General features: G+C 68.6%; 14 protein-coding genes. 3 read left to right on the top strand and 11 right to left on the bottom strand.

Translation table 11 applies throughout. The features are described from left to right. Window positions 1-11: 11 nt before the first annotated feature. Window positions 12-1,784 carry an ATP-binding protein gene (locus UQW22_RS10820; RefSeq protein ID WP_407316970.1) on the bottom strand — a complete coding sequence of 591 codons (1,773 nt, stop codon included), beginning with the start codon at window positions 1,782-1,784 and terminating at the stop codon, window positions 12-14. 27 nt (window positions 1,785-1,811) lie between these two features. Between UQW22_RS10820 and UQW22_RS10815 the strand changes: the two genes are divergently transcribed. Both UQW22_RS10815 and UQW22_RS10810 read left to right on the top strand, forming a co-directional pair. Then, on the top strand, window positions 1,812-3,638 hold the full coding sequence (locus UQW22_RS10815; protein ID WP_407316968.1) for a gamma-glutamyltransferase family protein: 1,827 nt from the start codon (window positions 1,812-1,814) through the stop codon (window positions 3,636-3,638). A 57-nt stretch (window positions 3,639-3,695) separates the two neighbouring features. Further along, entirely contained in the window at window positions 3,696-4,121 is a 426-nt protein-coding gene (locus UQW22_RS10810; RefSeq protein WP_407316966.1) for a type II toxin-antitoxin system death-on-curing family toxin, read from the top strand. 152 nt (window positions 4,122-4,273) lie between these two features. Here the strand turns inward: UQW22_RS10810 and UQW22_RS10805 are convergent, their stop codons facing one another. Next, window positions 4,274-4,429, bottom strand: coding sequence for a hypothetical protein (locus UQW22_RS10805; protein ID WP_407316964.1), 156 nt, complete (start codon window positions 4,427-4,429; stop codon window positions 4,274-4,276). A 180-nt stretch (window positions 4,430-4,609) separates the two neighbouring features. Next, the gene (locus tag UQW22_RS10800; protein ID WP_407316962.1) at window positions 4,610-5,560 is read right to left on the bottom strand and encodes a cation diffusion facilitator family transporter; all 951 of its coding nucleotides are present in this window, start codon (window positions 5,558-5,560) and stop codon (window positions 4,610-4,612) included. A gap of 100 nt (window positions 5,561-5,660) precedes the next feature. On the opposite strand from UQW22_RS10800, the gene UQW22_RS10795 reads away from it, so the two are divergent. Continuing rightward, window positions 5,661-6,845 (top strand): CDP-glycerol glycerophosphotransferase family protein, encoded by a 1,185-nt coding sequence (locus tag UQW22_RS10795; protein WP_407316960.1) that lies wholly within the window; start codon window positions 5,661-5,663, stop codon window positions 6,843-6,845. A gap of 52 nt (window positions 6,846-6,897) precedes the next feature. On the opposite strand, the gene UQW22_RS10790 is transcribed toward UQW22_RS10795, so the two are convergent. The 8 genes from UQW22_RS10790 to UQW22_RS10755 all read right to left on the bottom strand — a co-directional run bounded on the left by UQW22_RS10790 (window position 6,898) and on the right by UQW22_RS10755 (window position 19,748). Then, entirely contained in the window at window positions 6,898-8,169 is a 1,272-nt protein-coding gene (locus tag UQW22_RS10790; RefSeq protein WP_407316958.1) for a hypothetical protein, read from the bottom strand. Further along, window positions 8,166-9,569 carry a LicD family protein gene (locus tag UQW22_RS10785; RefSeq protein WP_407316956.1) on the bottom strand — a complete coding sequence of 468 codons (1,404 nt, stop codon included), beginning with the start codon at window positions 9,567-9,569 and terminating at the stop codon, window positions 8,166-8,168. The genes UQW22_RS10790 and UQW22_RS10785 overlap by 4 nt, the downstream gene beginning before the upstream one ends. Before the next feature lie 183 nt (window positions 9,570-9,752). Further along, entirely contained in the window at window positions 9,753-13,268 is a 3,516-nt protein-coding gene (locus UQW22_RS10780; protein ID WP_407316954.1) for a CDP-glycerol glycerophosphotransferase family protein, read from the bottom strand. A gap of 165 nt (window positions 13,269-13,433) precedes the next feature. Next, window positions 13,434-14,696 (bottom strand): glycosyl transferase, encoded by a 1,263-nt coding sequence (locus UQW22_RS10775; RefSeq protein WP_407316952.1) that lies wholly within the window; start codon window positions 14,694-14,696, stop codon window positions 13,434-13,436. A 125-nt stretch (window positions 14,697-14,821) separates the two neighbouring features. Beyond that, window positions 14,822-16,033, bottom strand: coding sequence for a hypothetical protein (locus tag UQW22_RS10770; protein ID WP_407316950.1), 1,212 nt, complete (start codon window positions 16,031-16,033; stop codon window positions 14,822-14,824). A 611-nt stretch (window positions 16,034-16,644) separates the two neighbouring features. Next, window positions 16,645-17,955 (bottom strand): sulfate adenylyltransferase subunit CysN, encoded by a 1,311-nt coding sequence (cysN, locus tag UQW22_RS10765; RefSeq protein WP_407316948.1) that lies wholly within the window; start codon window positions 17,953-17,955, stop codon window positions 16,645-16,647. A 3-nt stretch (window positions 17,956-17,958) separates the two neighbouring features. Further along, window positions 17,959-18,861 carry a sulfate adenylyltransferase subunit CysD gene (cysD, locus tag UQW22_RS10760; RefSeq protein ID WP_407316946.1) on the bottom strand — a complete coding sequence of 301 codons (903 nt, stop codon included), beginning with the start codon at window positions 18,859-18,861 and terminating at the stop codon, window positions 17,959-17,961. After that, a complete protein-coding gene (locus tag UQW22_RS10755; protein ID WP_407316944.1) occupies window positions 18,858-19,748 on the bottom strand; it encodes an inositol monophosphatase family protein in 891 nt (296 codons plus the stop codon). Before UQW22_RS10755 ends, cysD begins: the two co-directional genes overlap by 4 nt. Window positions 19,749-19,900: the final 152 nt, after the last annotated feature.

Raw genomic sequence — 19,900 nt, 5'->3', positions numbered from 1 at the left:
CGGCCCAGCTGTCACGGCCCGACCCACCGATAGCGGCGCTGAGGGCTCCTCGTCGCACCGAGCGCCTCGACGAGACCTCGCGCGACGAGCGCATTCAGGTGTCGGACGACCGTCGGACGCCGCAGACCGGTGGCGTCCTCGATCTCGCTCGCCCGTACCGCTCGCCCGGACCCGCGCACCGCTGCCGTCACACTGTCGACCGCCGACGCACTTGTCTCCGCCGACGTGGTGGACGGAGAAGGGCTTGCTGTCGCCTGCGGGTCCAGCACGTAGGTCGCGTACCGCCGTCCTCCCTCCTTGACGGCGACGCCACGTTCCACGAGCTGACGCAGGACACGGCTCGCGTCGACGCGGTCCACGCCCCACTGCCGCAGCGCCGCGTTCGACACACTTCCCTGACGCAGCATGGCGAGCGCTACCTCGTGCGCAGAGGTCAGGCCCGGCAGGCGGAGTCCGGCGATCCAGCGCCGGGTCTCGTGCCCCAGGAGCTGTGACCGGTTCATCGTCACGACGAAGGTGCTGACGGCGCTGCGGAACACCGGCCGCGGGAGACCGCCGGCGCGCGCGAGACCGACCATGGTCGGCACCCCCGAGGACCGGTTCTCTGCGACGATCTCCGCGGATCCTGGCATGTAGGCGTCCGACAGCAGACTGGCGAGCACGGCGTTGCGGGACGACGTCACTCCTTCCTCGCCGAGGTCCTCGACCGAGACACCGCCATACAGGCCCCCTGGGCTCCGGATCTCGAGCCGGTCGGGGTGGAGGTCGACCTGCACCTGGGTACCGCGCGTCACGCCGCTGTAGTCGCGATGGAGCAGAGCGTTGACGACCGCCTCGCGCACGGCCAGAAGGGGAAACTCCAGCTGATCGGTCCTGCCTTGATCGCTCATCACCGCACGCGCGGCGAGGTGGCGGCGAAGCAGGTCGAGCGTTCCCTGCACGATTTCCGGGATGGGTCCGCGCATCGCAGCACTGTCGAGGAATCGCACCTCCCCGTCACTCTCGGCGGGGTGGACGACGACGGTCGCCATGAGCTGCGGGAAGCGCTCCTGAGGGTAGGTGCCGAAGGTCAGGAGGCCCGCAAGGGTCAGGGCGGAGCGCGGATCGGCATCAGCGGTCACGCCGATGCGGCGGAGCACGACGTGCTCCTCCGCGCGCGCCAACGCCGTCGAGCTGCGGCGCACCCGCTGCAGGGTGCGCGCCAAGGCGTCTCGGTCGAGGTCGGCGACGGTAGTGCCGGGAACCACCTCGTGGTCATACCGTGGCTGGACGCGGCTGGCGAAGAGCAGGCCGACCTCCGCCTCCGTCATCCTCCTGTCCCCGTCGGACGTCCGGAGGTACGAGCCCGTACTCACTCCCTTGGTCGTGACGTAGACGGGTCGGCGGTCAGCCTCGACCGGCGGCACAGTGACAGCGACGACGAACCGACCCTCCACCTCGACGATCTCACTGGTGACCCGGAGCGCCGGCGTCAGGTCGTCGCGCGCCATGCGTGCGACGCTGTCACGGAGCGCCACTGCGTCCGGCAGCTCGACGACCGCGAAGTCGGCCGCTTCGTCGACGCCGAGGAGGACCGTGCCTCCGTCCGTGTTGGAGAACGCCGAGAGCGTCTCGCGCAGACCGGCGGGCACCCCCTGAGCAGCCCGATTCACCTCGACGCGTTCCGGCTCCCCCCGGATCCTGCGCAACGCTTCAAGAGTCTGGGCTACGTCGGCCTCGCTCACCGGTACTCCACTTGTTCTACTCTGACAGGCAGATGATCTGACGATGTAAGAGTAGAGCAAGTAGTGGAGCAAGTAGTGGAGCCGTCCATGTCGTTCACGCCGCCCGACCCCCACCGCACGCGCCCGGACCTGCAGGGCACCTTCGGCATGGCCGCCACGACGCACTGGCTCGCCACGGCGAGCGCCCAGTCCGTACTGGAGCGCGGTGGCAACGCGTTCGACGCCGCCACGGCGGCCGCGTTCGTGCTCCACGTCGTCGAACCGCACCTCAACGGCCCCGGGGGCGACATGACGGGCGTCCTCGCCACGTCCGACGGCGCCACGAAGGTCCTGTCGGGCCAGGGGCCCGCACCCGCGGGCGCCACGGTCGCGCACTACCGCGACACCGAAGGGCTCGACCTCGTGCCCGGCTCGGGAGCGCTGGCCGCCGCCGTGCCGGGCGCCGTCGACGCCTGGCTCCTGCTGCTGCGCGACCACGGCACCTGGCCGCTGCGCGACGTGCTGGCCTACGCCGTCGGCCACGCCCGCGACGGGCACCCCGTCCTGGGCGCCGTCGTCACCACGATCGAACGGGTCGCGGGACTGTTCTCCCAGCACTGGCCGACGTCTTCCGCCCGCTGGCTGCCGGACGGCCGCGTCCCCCGGGCCGGCGAGATCGTCACCAACCCGGACTACGCCGTCGTCCTGGACCGGCTCGCCGACGCCGCCGACGGCGCGCCCGACCGGGAGGCGGGCGTCGACGCGGCACGCACGGCCTGGCGCGAGATCGTCGGGCCGGCCGTGGAGGCGTTCGTCGCTACTCCGCACCGGCACGCCGACGGCCGCGACCACGCCGGGGTCCTGACCGCCGACGACGTCGGCCGCTTCCGGGCGGGCTACGAGGCGCCGGCGACGGTGGGCTTCCGGGGGCACACGGTGGTCAAGACGGGTGCGTGGGGGCAGGGCCCCGTACTGCTGCAGGCGCTGCGGATCCTCGACGGCTTCGACGGGTCCGACAGCGACCGCCTCGACCCCTCGACCGAGCGCGGCGCGCACACGGTCCTCGAGGTGCTCAAGCTGGCGCTGGCGGACCGGGACACCTGGTACGGCGACGCCGACGTCCCGCTCGAGCACCTGCTGTCCGAGGGGTACGCGGCCGAACGGCGAGCGCTCGTCGGCGAGCGCGCCTCGCACGAGGTGCGCCCCGGCGTCGTCCCCGGACGTGCCGCTCCCTCGCTGCCGCCGCTACGCACGGCGGCGGCAGCGGCGTCGGGCATCTCGGGAGCGGGCGCCGCGTCCTCGCAGGGCGCGGGCGAGCCGACCGTGCGGACGAACGGCTCGACGCGTGGGGACACCTGCCACCTCGACGTCGTGGACCGGTGGGGGAACATGATCAGCGCGACGCCGTCGGGCGGATGGCTGCAGTCCTCGCCCACGGTGCCCGAGCTCGGGTTCTGCCTCGGCACGCGGCTGCAGATGACGTGGCTGGACGAGACGTCGCCGTCCCGGCTCGTGCCCGGAGCACGACCCCGGACCACGCTCTCCCCCACGCTGGTGCTGGACACGGACGGCGCCCCGGTGCTGGCGTGCGGCACGCCGGGGGGCGACCAGCAGGACCAGTGGCAGGTGCCGTTCCTGCTGCGGGTGCTCGTGGGCGGGTACACCCCGCAGCAGGCGATCGACGCCCCCACGCTGCACACCACGTCGATGGTCGACTCGTTCTGGCCGCGGACCTGGACGCCCGGCGGCGCCGTCGTCGAGTCGCGCCTCGGGCCGGACGTGCTGGCCGGTCTCGCCGCGCGCGGGCACGTGCTGACCGAGGCAGGGCCGTGGTCGCTCGGGCGGATCTCCGCGGTGACGCGCGACCCGGCGACCGGGCTGCTCGGCGCGGCGGCGAACTCCCGCGGTACCCAGGGGTACGCGGCGGGGCGGTGAACGGATGGCACCGTAGCAGTACCACCCCACTTCGGGCACTCGAACGAGGGAGGACCCATGCCTCGGACCATCCGCTTCGAGCCGGAGACCGAGCAGGTATTGAAGCAGGTCGCCCGCGACGAGGACGATCTGCTCGCTGCGGCAGCCGCCAACCTCGGTGGGCGCCCTGCTGTCCGCGACGCGGGACTGTTGTCCTCCGCCGTCGGTCGGCCCCGAGCCAGCATGCTGGGCACCGAGGCCTACCCGGGAATCCATCAGAAGGCCGCAGCGCTCCTGGACTCCGTCGTCAAGAACCACGCATTCGTCGATGGGAACAGGCGGGTCGGCTGGGTCGCCGTCAGGCTGTTCTACGCCTACAACGGCCAAGCGCTCCGCATGGACCATGCGGATGCCTACGACCTCGTCGTGGCGATCGCATCCAGCGAGCTGAACGACGTCGCCACCATCGCGACCCGCCTCGCGGCGTGCACGACACCGGCCTGACCGCTCCTGCTGCCCGTTGGTCAGCCGGCGAGCGTCAAGACGTGACGCCGGACCGAGGGTGTCAGCGCGCGCTCGACACTCGCGTCGAGCGTGACCAGCACTCCACGGCGGTGGACGCACCGGGGTCGGCCGCAGGGCTCAGGCAGAGGCGATCAGTCACGCCGCGTCTCCGCGACGGCGTCCGAGTCGTCCTCGTCCAGCAGCTCGGCGACGTCGTCCGTGGTGATCGTCGGGCGGTCCGGGTGGAAGACCAGGAAGTCCTCGTCCTGCGCGGACAGCAGATCCGCCTTCTCGACGAGTCGCGCCACGGTGGCCGCGCGGTTCCCCCGCCACGGCGTTCCCGTCGATGATCGCCGCCAGGCGCGCCGTCTCCGTGAGGTGGATTCGTCGTCGTGTCGCCGCAGACATGGCATCCATGATGTCCGTAGTGGCTGCCGGCTGGAATCCCTCACCGCCGGACCGGATCGTGCGGGATGTCGTGGCGAGGCTCAGCCCTCGGTGCTCCCGGGGCCCTCGGCGGCCACCGGGGCACGGCGCAGGTCGGGTTCGAGGTAGACGACCCGGGCGATGTCGACGGCGCCGCGCACCCGGGACTCGGCGTGGTCGATCGCGCGCGCGACGTCCGCGGCGGTCGAGGCGCCGTCGACCTCGATCTTGGCGGCGACCAGCAGCTCGTCCGGGCCGAGGTGCAGCGTCTTGAGGTGGATGACCGACCGGACACCGTCCCCGACCAGGGCAGACCGGATCGCGGCGACGTGCGCCCGCGTGGCGGACTCCCCCAGCAGCAACGACTTCGTCTCGATCGCCAGGACGATCGCGATGAGCACCAGCAGGACACCGATGCACGCGGTCCCGGCGGCGTCCCACCGACCGTCCCCGGTCAGCAGCGTCAGACTCACCCCGAACAGCGCGAGCACCAGACCGACGAGCGCGCCGATGTCCTCCAGCAGGACCACCGGCAGCTCAGGCTGCTTGGCCCGCCGCACGAACTGCACCCAGGAGACGCGCCCGCGCACGGCGTTCGACTCCTGGACGGCCGTCCGCAGCGAGAACGACTCCATGACGATCGCCGCGATCAGGACGGCGAGCGGCACCCACCACCAGCGGCCCTCGATGGGCTCCGGGTGCTGCCACTTGTGGAAGGCCTCGTAGAGGGCGAACAGGCCACCGACCGAGAACAGGACGATCGAGACCACGAACGCGTAGACGTAGCGCTCGCGCCCGTACCCGAACGGGTGCTCCTCGTCCGCCGCCCGCCTGGCCTTCCGGCCGCCCAGGAGCAGCAGCCCCTGGTTGCCCGAGTCGGCGAGCGAGTGGACGCCCTCCGCGAGCATCGACGACGAACCGGTCAGCGCCCACGCGCCGAACTTGGTCACCGCGATGCCGAGGTTCGCGAACAGTGCAGCGATCACGGCCTTGGTGCCGCCCTGTGCAGACATGTTTCGGATCCTAGTCGCGTCCCTCCGGTACGATGTGTCCGCCTACTCCCAGAACCCGAGAAAGCGCTCCCCTGTGCACCTGCTCCGCGACCTGAAGTCGATGGCTGACGTCGTCGCCAAGACCTTCCGACGACGCCGCGTCCAGGCTGAGTGGGACCACTACGAGGCCACCCGGCCGGCGTTCGACCGCCCGTTCGAAGCGGCGATCTTCTTTGCCGACTCCGAGGTGAACCTCTACCAGGTGCGACAGTGGTACGAGCCGATGCGTCGCCTGGCCGAGCAGCATCCGGTGGCGATCATCGTCCGCAACGTCACCACGGCGAACGCGCTGCGCGCCGAGTGCCCGCTCCCGGTGGTCCACCAGAAGATCATCGCCGAGACCGAGGCGTGGCTGGCGACCCAGCGCGTGGGCGCTGTCTTCTACGTGAACCAGAACATCGTCAACTTCCGCATGATGCGGTTCCGCGAACCTGCACACATCTTCATCAGCCACGGTGAGTCCGACAAGGACTACATGGCGTCCAACCAGCTCAAGGCCTACGACTACACGTTCATCGCCGGCCAGGCCGCCTACGACCGGATCGACAGCCGCCTCGTCGACTTCGATGCGGAGAGGCATCTCGTCCGCATCGGTCGGCCTCAGGTCGACGTCAAGTACCAGGGACCGGACCTGCCCGACGACGGCCGGACGGTCGTGCTCTACGCGCCCACCTGGGAGGGTGACCGGCCGTCCATGACCTACTCGTCGCTGCGGTCGCACGCGCCCGAGATGCTCGCGACGCTGCTCGCGACGGGCGAGCATCGCGTGATCTACAGGCCGCATCCCCGCACCGGCGCCTTCGAGCCTGGTTTCCGGGAGGACCACGACCGGATCGTCGAGCAGATCCACGCGGCCAATGCCGCCGATGCAACAGCAGGCCATGTGGTGGACACAGACTCGGTGTTCGGTTGGCATCTCGCCGCCGCAGACGTCTGCGTCGCCGACATCTCGGCCGTCGCCTTCGACTTCCTGGCCACGGGGAAGCCGCTCCTGCTGACGGAGCCGGCGGCGCCCGACGCCGAGGTCGACGAGAACGGGTTGGCAAGCCTCATCCGGACCTTCAAGGCCTCCGAGGCGACTGAAGTACTCGACGTCATCGAAGACGTCTCCCACGGAGAAGACGGCGCTCGCTACGCCAAGATCGTCGAGCACTACTTCGGCGACACGATCCCAGGTGCCTCGCTAGAGCGCTTCATCGAAGCGAGCGGAGAGATCCTCACGACACGGACCGCCTTGCGGGACTGACCGACGCTCGCGCTTAACCTCTCCGCGACAGAGGCCTATCCCGAGCAGTCCGTCAGGCTCCGGCATGTGCGGCTTTACGCCAGGACTCGTCGGCGGCGGCGAGGCCGCGGCGCAGCTTGGCAACAGGGCCCCGCAACGAGCGGCCGTCGCCGACGGTTTCGGGCTCATAAGCACCCGAGGCCGTGGTGACGGACACGAGCCCCAGGTCGGGCCGGAGGCCGCTGCCAAGGACTCCCAGCAGCGCGATCATCGTCGGTAGCAGATACTTGAGGGTCCCGAAGTGATCGGTGGCCCGCGGAGACACCGCAGAGATGACGTGCAGGTGCGCCAGACGGCGCAACGAACGGGCGTGCGAGACCAATCCGGCGAAGCAATTGCGGTCTCCTGGACCCGTGAGTAGGTAATAGCGCCCATCCCGGTTCACCGCATTCGCAAGCGCATCAGGGACGACCTGGTCGAGCCAGGCCACGGACTCTTCAGTACGGTCACCGGCGATGGTCTCAAGGATCGCTTCGGTGCGACCCGCCAGATAGGCCCCGATGGCGAACTGCGGCACCAGAGACACGACGGTAGCGCCCGGTAGACGCGCACCCACAATAAGCGCGGCTACTCCGCCCTTCGACATTCCTGCTAGGACGACCCGGTCGAGGCCGACACCGCGTTGGCGAGCAAGCTCCCGGACGAACTCCGTGATCGCCCGTGCTACTTGGTCGTCGCGACCGGTGCCAAAGTAGTAGCAGAAAGCTTCTGCGTGGTCGTCGTGGACGAACACCAGCTCCGCACGGTTGTTGGCGAGGTACTTCCCTTCGGGCCCATCGAAGTCCACGTCCATACGCACGTTGCGGATCGAGGTGAAGACGACCACGATCTGGTCGCAGTCCGCTTTGGGGGCACGGCGCACAAAGTTCACCGTCACGCCTTCGTGCTGCCACGAGCCGTCGTCGACATCGTCGACACGTGGGACCTCCGCCGCGAAAATCGCCTCGTGGGCCTGCAGCATCGAACGGAGGACCCGCTCCTCCAGATCATCCTCGTCGACACCTGCCGAAGCAAGTTGCAGCTTGCGGGTGCCCGGTAGAGGGGCGACGAGGTTTGCGCAGGCCTTGCGCACGACGGTCCGAGATTCGTCGTTGCGCGGGGCAATCGCAACGTGCACCACCGTCCCTTCGACCGTGAGATCGAACGCAAACGCGACACCGGAAGGCGCGCGGTAGTCCGCTGCGAGAACGCGATCTTTGTAGATCCAGACTTTGCTTAGTCCGCGGGGCAACGCTGCTTCGATGTCAAGAGTTGACCTGAGCTTAGCCAGCTGGTCGCCGGTCACTTGTTCTCCTCGACGTCGGCTAGTTTCCAAGTCCAGTCATAGAAGGGGTCGGCCACCGACCATGTCGGCCCGTAGCGCTCTTCGAGGAAGGCCGCGGGGCGTGCCGGGCCGAGCATTTCGCGCCCCTTGAAGGTTAGAGGTGCGGGCGGCATCACGATCTCTGTCGCGATGGGGCGAAGACGCATCTTCTCCATGTGGAGTGTGGTCGTCTGGCCGTCCACGAACAGCGGGAACACATCGACATGCAGCTTCGTCTCCGGGTCGTGCAGGTGGAAGTTCGTGTACGCGTTCGGCCGAGTGACCCGCCAGCCGCACTCCTTCAGTGCGGTGCGGAGTGTTGCGAGTTCCGCCTCTCCGTCCTCGCGCCCGGCGGCTGTCAGCGGGACCATCATGTCGACGTCGTCATCGTGCGCCAGGAAGTCGCCCTCGCGCACAGCACCCAGCAACGTCCCGTACGCAAGCATCGCGGGGTATCCCAACGACGCGAGCAACGCGGCCGCGCGCTCGATCGTGTTGACGTACTCGTCCGACCGCTGGCGCAGCACGCCGATGTCAACGATTCCGTGCCGTGTTATGACTGCTCGCGGGGTGCCAAGCACAGACCCCCCACGGTTCACCTCGTCCTGCAGCCGGCGCAGCTCCCGACGCGTCCGCAGCACAAACTGCAGCGACCGCATCGACGTCTGCGTCCGGGGTATCCGCAGACGCTCCGCCGCGAGCAGATGGCCGAGGAGCGTCCACTCGTCGTCCGTCAGCGACTGAGAGGCCCGCAGCCGGTCTGTGCGGACCAGGGCGAAGAGCAGCCGTTGCTCCTCGCTGTCGTGAGTCAGGATGCCGTCGCCCGCGCGCCGCGCCAACGCCCCGAGAACCCGGCGGCGCGCCTGGCGGGCGCTCTCCTTAGACTCGAGAACTGACGCTCCGACCTGCTCTCCGATCAGGCGGGACACCAGCGAAAGCGTCTCGGCGACGACCCGGTCGGACGCGACCGATCGCGCCGCGCGAAACTCTCCCGATCGACCTGCCACTGCCACGCTGAGCCGTCTGGCCCGGCGCCCCCACCCGTCCAGACGGTTGAAAACTCTAACCTCGTCTGCGTCGACCGGCTCATCGAAACGAACGGACCACCAGGCACCTGATTCCCTTTCGGTCCGGATGCCCCCCAGGGCGAAGGGGCCGGGGCGGTCAGTCGAACGGAACCCGTTCGAACTCTGGTCGACTGTCATCGATTCAGGATTTACCGCGACGTTTCGGCCACTGGCGTACAGCTCGAGACCACGGAGATCCACCAGGCCCTCAGTCTCCGGGCCTAGGATCGCGATCGAGGTGACAGAACCGCCGGTGAGAAGCGGAAGGTAGTTGGCGGCGATCCCGCCGAAGTACCCGAGCGTGGGGAGCAGCACGTCCGTACCTGCGAGACCCACCAACATAGCGCCCGGCTCCGGCGCTGGCGCCGACACGGCGCGTTCCGCCACGTCCCCCGATGACGTCGTCCGGGCCGACGGACGACGGCCGTTTGTCTTGCTTACAGCCTGCGCGAGGCGTTTTCGGGCCGTGCGGTACAACGACATTGGAATCTCCCGGGGTCAGGACCGCGGCGAGGCGGGCTCAGGGGGTCGGATCAATAAGGCTGCTCCATCGGCCGAGGACAGGGCATCCAGCACCCGCGCCGCCGCTCCACCGTCGTCGCGCGGCGCGAACTCTGCCAGAAACCGGTCGTGCGCGGGCCGGTACTCGGCCCAGTCGACCCCGTCCAGGGCAATGACGAGCTCTGCGGTGTCGGCGCACAGCGGGCCCGGGGAGATCTCCTCGAGATCCCGGTAGAAGCCTCGGGTCGTGTCTCGGTAAAGGTCAAGGTCGGGCACCAGCAGGTAGATCGGCCGGCGCAGCACCGCATAGTCGAACATGATCGATGAGTAGTCGGTAATCAGGCCGTCCGCGGCGAGCATCAGTTCGTTGACGTCCGGGTAGTGCGTCACGTCGAGCACACCGTGGGGCAGTTCCTTCGACGAAGCTGCCGTGTTGGAGTGGCCCCGGTAGAGCACCACCGTGCCCGGCCCCGTGGCGGCGGCGAGTTCGTCGAAGTCGAGGAACGCGACACGTCCATAGCGGGCGCCTTCCTTGATGTTGTCGCGCCACGTCGGCGCGTACAGCAGCACCCGGATGTCATCCTCGAGCTCGAGCTGTTCCCGGACCACGGCGCGCGTTCGCGCCGCCGTGCCGTCCACGAGCGAGTCATTCCGCGGGTACCCCTCGGTGAGCACAGGGCCCGCGTAGCCGAACGCTTCGGGAAAGATCTGGGCCGCGTACTCGTTCTGCGCGAGCAGCGCGTCCCAAGCTTGAGCCTCTCGCTCCATCAGCCGCCGGTACGTCATCGAGAGGTTGTCACTCGGGACGTGGCGACCGATCTTCTTGAGCGGCGTGCCGTGCCACGTCTGGATGTACCGCTGGCCGTCCCGCTTCGTGAAGTACCAAGGCCAGTTGTTGTTGTTGACCAGCAGCCGCGCCGTGCCCAGGAGCTCGTACCATTCGGTGGAGAACCGGAGCAGCGGAGTCGCCCACTCCGGCACGGGGGTCCGGAGGTCGGCGACCGACCAGTACTGCTCGATGCCCGTGTCGCGGGTCGCGAGCTCCCTACTCAGCGCCAACGGAGAGTCCCCCACCGACCGGCCGTTGAACGCCTCGAAGACCACTGCGTCACGCAGTGGTCTGGCCTCGGACCGGTAGGCGTTCTGCAACTTCTGCTGGAAGCGGCGCCCGCGCTCCTCTTCCCGGAACGGTGCCTTCAACTCCAACCATGCGGCGCCGGCGCCAGGTGTCGCGGTGATCTCGATTCCCAGGTCGCCTCGGATCTGCCTCCCGGGGAGAGAGTCGCACAGGCTGTTGCTCATGCGCGGCCACGTACTCTCGCCGTCCAGGCGCAGACAGATAGCGAGCCCCTTGTCGAGCGGTAGTGGGTTCCCGTGACCGTCCACAAGCGGGACGAGGCAGGTGAATCGGCCATCCTGTCGCGCGTCGAGGTCAACGGGCGCCGGAAGGACCCCGTCCCCGGAGAGCTCGAGCGTCGGAGTGCCTTCCCGCGTCACGCACCATCCCGAGACCCGCAGCCCGTCAGCCACCAGGCTGATGTCGTCTAGCTCAGCCAGGACCGGCCCGGTGTCGAGCACGAGGTTGCCGTACTGCGTCGCCGAGAGCAGCCCGACAGCGGAGCGAGGAAGGTCTGCGCCGTCCTTGCCCGCGGCCCATGCCAGCCGAGGGCCGGTCTTCCGCCCCTTCTCGGGCAGGAAGAACTCCCACTTCCGTGCCACGCCCACCTCGCTCGAGAGGTCGAAGTGCGCGAAGGTCCGACCACTCGCACGAGACGTGCTCGCCACGATCTGCGTCGAACCCGACCGGGCGCGGGGCACCCCGTCGACGGCCTCGGTTCCGAGGTCGAGTCGCAGAGAATTGGCGTCGAGCTCCACCCCGTGAACCGGCCAGCGGTTTCGGCTGATTCGCCTCAGCGCGAGCAGCGACGTGTTCCTCTGGCGCTCCACGCACCAGCGACCCTCCGACGTCAGAGGCCCGTACGCCGGCAACCGCCCCCGGCCGCGATGGACCGGCCGCGGCAGCGAGCCACGACGACACAGCCCGTTGACCTCAACCTCGATGTCCAACGCGTAATAGGGCTCGACCAGGTCCTTGACCGGGAGCTCTACCTCGAAGGCCGCCCGAGCATGCTCGTTCCAGGGGTCTCGCGCGCCGACGTCGACGGTCATGTCGACGTTCGCCACGGACTCGGCGGAGATCTCGGCGCCGGAGCCGCTGACGGCGATAACCTTGATCACCACCCTGTCCGACGCCGTGGTGCTGATATTGGTGAGGTATCCACTGCCGGTGACTCGGACGGACTCCTGCGAGAACTCCACCGAGGTGGTCTGCTGCCGAAGCGCCACGTCTGCATCAAGCGCGGTCAAGACGTCGTCGGCCTCCAGATCGAGGCCGTCGAAGTACTCGTCGCGAACTCTCGCCACACCGTCGCCGATTTCACCAGGGACCTTCCAGGTCTGAGATTCACGCCGACTTACCAGCTCGGAGACGTCATCACGGTGGCCGTGGTAGACCGCTGCGGCGAGGAGGCGATCGGAGACGGGAACCTCCCGCAGCACGTCGTATCCGACCTCGTCGACGAAGTGCCGCACCCTCTGGTGCAGGAACTCCCAGTAGTCGGCCCCGGTGCGGGGAACCTGTTCGTAGTAGGTCCGCATGTCGAACCCGACCGTCTTCACCTGCCACGACCTGAGCAGGTCCGCAGGAGCGTCCTTCATCTCCTCGGCCAGCTCATCGAGCATGTTCCAACGGCCGGTGAGGTCCTTCATGGTCGACTTCTGCTGGGTGATCGACGTTCCGTCGTCGCGGATGCGCCAGTAGCAGACGACGTCCTTGAGGATGTCGAACGTGCCATGGAGATACGCCCGCGCTGCCGGGATCTGGTCCTCATAGAGTCCGTCGGGAAACTCCCGGACGACGCGTCGGAAGAACTCGGTCCGGTACAACTTGGTCCAGGCGAACACGTTCTTGAGGACGTCCGGGTCGTCCTCGAAACGCATTGCCTGGCGGGTGGTCGCGTGGACCTCCTTCGCCCAGTTCGGCATGTGCCGACCGTTCGTCGTGTCCCGGAGCAGGGACCCGACGGCGAAGTCGGAGCCGCTCTGGATCAGCGACCGGAGCATGGTCTCGACGCTGTTGGCCGGGATGGAGTCGTCGGAGTCGACGAAGCAGATCATCTCGCCGCGGGCGTTGGTCACACCGGTGTTGCGGGCGGCACCCAGCCCGGCGTTGGGCTGCCGGATGATGCGGACACGTCGGTCCTTGGACGCGTAAGCACGAGCGATGTCGATCGAACGGTCAGGCGATCCGTCATCCACGACGACGACGTCCAGCCGACGATGGCTCTGGGCGAGGATCGATTCCAGGCACTCGGCTAGGTAATCCTCGACGTTGTACATCGGGACGACGACAGTGACGAGGATGCGTGCACCCCTGGCCTGTCGTTCCGCTCGGGCTGCTCGAAGGCGGGCGGTCGTCAGCCCATCGATTCGGCGTACAGCCTTCCTGATCATGTTCTGCAACCCGCTTCGGTTCTCTCGCATGTTCGCCGACACCACCGCCCGGGTTCCGCGTCAGCGCGAAGCGCAACCGGACGCGCCGAGCGAGAGGCTACCGGAGCGGCACATGTTCACACGAATTTCGCCGTCTGTTGGACGGAGGACCAGAACCAGCGGTCGTCAGTCGGTCTGGCGCAACCGCTCGAGCTCCGCCTCGTGCCGTTGGATGGCGTCCTCGCACGCCCCGATGAAGCGGCCCAGCGACGCCCCCGGCGCCACGTCGCCCAGATAATACTCGACCAACTGCCGCCGGTCGTCACGCCGCGGGTCGTCCGCCGTCTCCCGGGCCAGCAGGGCAGCGATGCCCTCGACGTCCTGCACGCCGAGCCGGGGCGCCACGTCCAGCAGCGGCGTCGAGGCGATCGTGGCCCAGGGGGCGGCGACGTCCGTGACGACGAGCGGCCTCAGGGTCGGCAACCACTCCGTGGCCGCCGCGGAGATGTCGCAGACCAGCACGTCCGCCTCCGCGAAGGTCGCGGCGAGCTCACCCTCGGTGCGCACCGCGTGCCCGGCGTCCGGGTCCGTGGCGACGGCTGCCGCCACGATCTGGCGCACCTCGACGTCGGCAGTGGCGTAGGCCGGAGACCGGACGCCGCTCAAGGGGTGCGGCCGGTACAGCAGGCGCAGGCCCGCGTCCGCGACGACGGCGCGCGCGAGGTCCGGGCCGAGCACGTCGAGGGAGCCGTAGGCGACCGAGGGGTTCGCGCCCTCCCAGGTCGGCGCGTACAGCACCGTGGTGCGCTCCGTCGTCGTCCGCCGCACGGCGGGGTCCGCCCCGAGCGCGTCCAGCTGGGGTCGCCCCACCGTGACGCACCGCGACGCCGCGTCGAGGTACGGGAGGTTCCGGGCGAACCGGTCCACCGCGGCCTGACCTGCCACGAAGACGAGGTCGTACGCCTTGTGCTGGTTGGACACCGAGACCGTCTTGTCCGAGTCACCGTGCAGCAGCGAGACGTGGACCAGCCCGCCGAAGCTCAGCATCGTGAAGTTCTGGGGGCTGTGGTTCACGTAGAGCGCGAGCCGCACGTCGCTCCCGGTGAGGATCTCGTCGAGGGTCGCGTGCTGTGCCACCGTCACGACGCGCAGCGACGACTCGGCGCGGAGCAGACGAGCGGTCCGCGAGTCTCCGGCGACGACCACCAGCGGGACCCGGCGGTTCAGCGCCTCGAAGGCCGTGTACCACTGGCGGATCTGGTACATGCTCTCCGGTGGGTCGCCGAAGAACACCACGGCACGGGCTTGGAGGGTGGTGCCCTGCAGGACCTCGTCCTCGCCCAGGCCGTCCGGCACGCCGCCGGGCAGTAGCCCGAGGCGACGGATGAGCCGGCCGCCCGTGGACCGCACCGCGCGGCGGAGGCCAGCAGCCCGTGCCACGTCAGCCATCTCGTCCCTTCCCATACAGCCGGACACCTCGTCTGAGTCGTCACATCATAGGGGCGCGGTAACTGTCCGGAAGCCTCTTGTGCTCGCAAGACAGTCGCTGCGACCACAGCGGTCGAGGCGCTGGCTCAGTGTCGGAGCAGCCGACGCTTCAAGCGTGAGCCAAGTTCCTCGATGAGTTCACGGCCGCTGAACTGGTCGATAGTTGTCGGAGCGCCCCGCGCCGACGCACGCTTCTTCTCGGCCTTCAGCTGCCTTTGCACCTCGTGGAGTCGCGCCTCCTCCCGTCGCCCGTGACGCATCACACCGAGCAGTGCCTCCGCTGCCGCGTCGATCGGCACGACATCGGCGCTCATCGCTGGTTCGTCCGCCGACGGGACCCGGTCCATCAACAGACCGAGGTCGCCGACGACGCGAACCCCGGAGGCCGCGATCTGGTCGACATAGCGCACAGCTCGTTCATGTGCCCGCTCTGCGGCCCACCTCGGGAGAACGAAGCGAGTGTCATGCTCGCCCGGTGACCGCTCTTTGAGCACGGCATTGGATCCAGTGTTACGGAACCACTTGCAGTACTCGTGCCAAGTCAATTGATCCCGCAGCCTGAAGTTCACCGCGCGCAGCAACTCGGACTCCTCAACCGACATCCCTCGGTTTGAGGATTTGCCATCCAAAGGTGCCGTCGTCAACAGGCCACGTTCGAGACCGAGCATCGCCTCGAACGCATCGAAGAGCAGGTCCGGTGTCGACTTGTCCACGACTACCACCGTGACGCCATCCGGCCCGAAGGCCTCCGCCCATCGAGCCACGATACTTCCCTGGTCATGTCGATCACGGAACGATCGCAGTTCGTCCCCGACCTCGTCCGTGAGTACTCCAGCGAGCCAATGCTCGAACGCCCATCGGTGCCCTTCTTTCATCAATTCCTGCCACATAGACGGCAACAGGGCAGCGTAATTGCGCAGCGTCACGACGACGTGAGCGCGCTCGCCGAGTTCGCTCCGCCAACGTGCCGCCGTCTCGTCGTCGGCGTTCGCACCAAACTCGTGACCGATCCAAATCCTGCACTGGTCGTCAGCGTCGATCTCCGCCTTCAGCTTCTCCCACGCTCCGGCCACCGGAGTAGTTCCCCAGCCCCAGGAGTGGCCCATGAAGTCGTTAACAGCACTCCTGTGGTTGGTGGTTCGTCCGGGATAGCGCACGCCGGCTGCCAGGAGCTCCGGGCGCAGCGCAGCTGCCGCGTTCTGCAGGCTCGTCGTCCCGGTCTTCATCAAACCAATGTGCAGGAGCCGCGCACGTTCGGGGAGTTCCAGGTCGTCGCTGAGATCTGTGTTCGTCGACATTCACTTCCTCGGAGTCAGGCGCAGTCCGTGCCACCTGGATCGAGCGGGCCCGACCAGTCCAGTACCTACGCTGCATCAATCGGCGACCACCATCAAGACGCCATGGACGACTGTAGCGGACCACGCGCACTCGTCCTCGGGCCATCGCCGCGCACGTGATCGAGACTATGAGATGCCGTCACAGGTGTGGCTCACCCGTCCCGGGAGCGTACTGCTGCCTGGGGCGAAGGCGTCGAGGAAGAGTTGACACGGCCGCCCGTGCCGCAAGGCGCGGCAAACTACCTGCCTTCTGTCCCGGGTAAACGACCCGCACCTGGACGAAGTTGTACGGGCTGAACAAGATCACCGCCACCTGCAAGACGAACCTGCAGTTGGCCGTTCTCTCCGATGCCTCCCACACCGACCTCGCGCCGCGCTGCCGTCGAGCGCGCCATCGCCCGCATCATTGAGCACGCGACCGGCCACCGCGGACTCCTGGCCGAACTGCCGACCGTGGTCCATATGATCACCGACCTTGAGCTCTACCGCTTATCCACGTGGCGAACGCGCTCGGCGGGGCCGACGCTCGTTGAGCATCGGCCCCGATCTGCGCGGTTCGTGTGACTTGAGGATCAGACGCTGTGCGGCAGGCCGCCGACCATACCCGCTGCGACCGTCTTGTTCGTGGACTCGTCGACCAGGATGAACGACCCGGTCTCCGGGTTCTGCTGGTAGGGGTCGACGAACAGCGGCTGCGTGACCCGGAGCTGGATGCGACCGATCTCGTTGAGCTTGATCTCGGTGACGTCCTCGTCCCGGTGCAGCGTGTTGACGTCCACCCGGTAGTTGATGTTCTTCACCATCGCACGCGCCCAGCGGGTCGTGTGCTTGATCGCGTACTTCTTGCCCACGGTCAGCGGCGACGTCTCGTCCATCCAGCAGATCTGCGCGTCGATGTTCTGCAGGGCTGCCGGCGTGTTGTTCGGACGGGCGATCATGTCGCCCCGGGAGATGTCGATCTCGTCGGCCAGGCGCACGGTGACCGCCATGGGCGGGTAGGCCTCCTCGACCGGGCCGTCCGCCGTGTCGATCGACTCGATGGTCGTCTCCAGCCCCGCGGGCAGCGCCACCACCTTGTCGCCCGGCTTCATGACGCCGGACGCGACGGTGCCCGCGTAGCCGCGGTAGTCGCGGGCCTCGTGGGACTGCGGCCGGATCACGTACTGCACCGGGAAGCGGACGTCCACCAGGTTGCGGTCCGAGGCGACGTGCAGCCGCTCGAGGTGGCTCAGCAGCGGCGACCCCTCGTACCACGGCGTGTTCTCGGAGCGGTTGACGACGTTGTCGCCCTCCAGCGCGGAGATCGGGATGAACGTCAGGTCCGGCACCCGCAGGCGCGAGGCGAACTCCGTGAAGTCCTTGCGGATGTTCTCGAAGACCTCCTCCGAGTAGTCCACGAGGTCCATCTTGTTGACGCACACCACGATGTGCGGCACGCCGAGCAGCGTCGCGAGGAACGTGTGGCGGCGCGACTGCTCGATGACGCCCTTGCGCGCGTCCACGAGGATCAGCGCGACGTCCGCCGTCGAGGCGCCCGTGACCATGTTCCGCGTGTACTGGATGTGGCCCGGGGTGTCCGCGATGATGAACTTGCGCTTCGGCGTCGCGAAGTAGCGGTAGGCGACGTCGATCGTGATGCCCTGCTCGCGCTCGGCGCGCAGGCCGTCGGTGAGCAGCGAGAGGTCGGTGTAGTCGTTGCCGCGGTCCTTGGAGACGCTCTCCACGGAGTCGAGCTGGTCCTCGAAGATCGTCTTCGAGTCGAACAGCAGACGGCCGATGAGGGTCGACTTGCCGTCGTCGACCGACCCCGCCGTCGCGAAGCGCAGCAGGTCGGTGGAGCCGTCGGTCAGGGCCTCGGCCAGGTTCTCGGTCGTGGTGCTCATGGCTTAGAAGTAGCCCTCTCGCTTGCGGTCCTCCATGGCGGCCTCGCTCACCTTGTCGTCGCCCCGCGTGGCGCCGCGCTCGGTGATGCGCACCGCCGCGGTCTCCTCGACGATGGCGGTCAGGGTGGTGGCCTCGGACTCGACGGCTGCCGTCAGGTTGGCGTCACCCACGGTGCGGTAGCGCACCGAGCGCTTCTCGGACGTCTCGCCGTCCTTGAGCGGCGTGAACTCGTTGACGGCGAACAGCATGCCGTCGCGGTTCACGACCTCGCGCTCCTGGGCGAGGTACAGGTCCGGGATGTCGATGCCCTCGGCGGCGATGTAGGACCAGATGTCCAGCTCGGTCCAGTTCGACAGCGGGAACACGCGGATCGACTCGCCCTGGTGGACCCGGCCGTTGTACAGGCTCCAGATCTCCGGGCGCTGGTTCTTGGGGTCCCACTGGCCGAAGTCGTCGCGGAAGGAGAAGACGCGCTCCTTGGCGCGGGCCTTCTCCTCGTCGCGCCGACCACCGCCGAACGCCGCGTCGAAGCCGTGCTTCTCGACGGCCTCCAGCAGCACGGGCGTCTGGATCCGGTTGCGCGAGCCGTTCGGCTCCTCCTTCACCAGACCGCGGTCGATGGCGTCCTGCACGGACGCGACGACGAGCTGGATGCCGAGCCGCTCGACCCACCGGTCGCGGCAGTCGAGCACCGTCTGGAAGTTGAGGCCCGTGTCGACGTGCATGATCGGGAACGGGATCCGCGCCGGCGCGAACGCCTTGGCCGCCATGTGCAGCATGACGATCGAGTCCTTGCCGCCGGAGAACAGCAGCACGGGCCGCTCCATCTCGGCGACCACCTCGCGGATGATGTGGATGCTCTCCGCCTCGAGGCTGCGGAGCTGGCTCAGGACGTGGGACGTCACGACTGGGCACCTTCCTTGATCGCCACGCCGACTCCCTGGAGCGCCGCGCGCAGGTGCGCGGCCAGGGCCGGGTGGCAGACGAACAGATCGGGGAGCCAGGGATCCTGGCGGTTGTACTCGAGCGGGGTGCCGTCGAGCCTCGTGCAGTCGTACCCGGCGGCGAGCGCGACCGCGACCGGTGCCGCGGAGTCCCACTCGTACTGGCCACCGCCGTGCACGTAGGCGTCGACCGTACCGTCCACGACGGAGACGACCTTCACCCCGGCCGATCCCATCGGGACCAGCTCGACGTCGTCACGCCGGGCCAGCTCGGCGACGAAGGCTGGTGGACGGCTGCGACTCGCCGCGATGCGCAGCGGCCGCTCCCCCGCCAGCACGGCACGCGCCTCGTCATCCCGTGTTGCCGACGACGACGGCGCACCGGTCGTGTGCACGACGCCCCGGGCCGGCAGGGCCACCGCACCGGCCGCGAGGCCGCCCGGGCCCGCGGTGCCGTCGTAGGTCCCCCGGGTCCACAGGGCGACGTGCACGGCGAAGTCATCGCGCCAAGCCGTGGAACCCTCTGCGGAGCGTTCGGCGAACTCGCGGGTGCCGTCCAACGGGTCAATGATCCAAACTCGGTCGACGCCCGTCCGCGCGGCGTCGTCCTTGGCCTCTTCGGAAAGCACCGCGTCGCCAGGACGAGCGTGCGCGAGCGCAGCGGCCAGCCACGACTGGGCGGCGGCGTCACCGGCGTCCTTGAACGCGCGCGGCTCGAACGTGCCACCGGCGGCGTCGGTCTCGGCACGCAGCGCGAGCAGCACGGACCCGGCACCCTCGGCGAGCGCGGCTGCGAGCGCGGCGTCGTCGAGCACCCGCTCCGGGTAGGCGGGGGTGGTCGTGGTCATCGAGCTCCTCGGTGTCTCGGGACGTGGCGCACGTCGGCTCTGAGCCGTCGCTGAGGCTACCATTTCGACCATGCCTGCCACCCTGACCCACCGACTGCCGAGACTCGCGCGAACCGGCGCTGTCCCGTGTTATCGCCGCACAGGCCCCCGCC

The sequence above is a fragment of the Isoptericola halotolerans genome (assembly GCF_045689585.1).
Classification (GTDB): Bacteria; Actinomycetota; Actinomycetes; order Actinomycetales; family Cellulomonadaceae; genus Isoptericola; species Isoptericola halotolerans_B.
Note: the sequence above shows the minus strand (reverse complement) of the source record. Positions and strands in the feature narration are given on the sequence as shown.

What these genes read in the sequence shown, in the direction of transcription:
- UQW22_RS10780 (WP_407316954.1), bottom strand. Translation starts at nt 13,268, where the DNA reads ATGATCAGGAAGGCTGTACGCCGAATCGATGGGCTGACGACCGCCCGC.
- UQW22_RS10810 (WP_407316966.1), top strand. Translation starts at nt 3,696, where the DNA reads ATGCCTCGGACCATCCGCTTCGAGCCGGAGACCGAGCAGGTATTGAAG.
- cysN (WP_407316948.1), bottom strand. Translation starts at nt 17,955, where the DNA reads ATGAGCACCACGACCGAGAACCTGGCCGAGGCCCTGACCGACGGCTCC.
- UQW22_RS10815 (WP_407316968.1), top strand. Translation starts at nt 1,812, where the DNA reads ATGTCGTTCACGCCGCCCGACCCCCACCGCACGCGCCCGGACCTGCAG.
- UQW22_RS10800 (WP_407316962.1), bottom strand. Translation starts at nt 5,560, where the DNA reads ATGTCTGCACAGGGCGGCACCAAGGCCGTGATCGCTGCACTGTTCGCG.
- UQW22_RS10795 (WP_407316960.1), top strand. Translation starts at nt 5,661, where the DNA reads ATGGCTGACGTCGTCGCCAAGACCTTCCGACGACGCCGCGTCCAGGCT.
- UQW22_RS10775 (WP_407316952.1), bottom strand. Translation starts at nt 14,696, where the DNA reads ATGGCTGACGTGGCACGGGCTGCTGGCCTCCGCCGCGCGGTGCGGTCC.
- UQW22_RS10755 (WP_407316944.1), bottom strand. Translation starts at nt 19,748, where the DNA reads ATGACCACGACCACCCCCGCCTACCCGGAGCGGGTGCTCGACGACGCC.
- UQW22_RS10770 (WP_407316950.1), bottom strand. Translation starts at nt 16,033, where the DNA reads ATGTCGACGAACACAGATCTCAGCGACGACCTGGAACTCCCCGAACGT.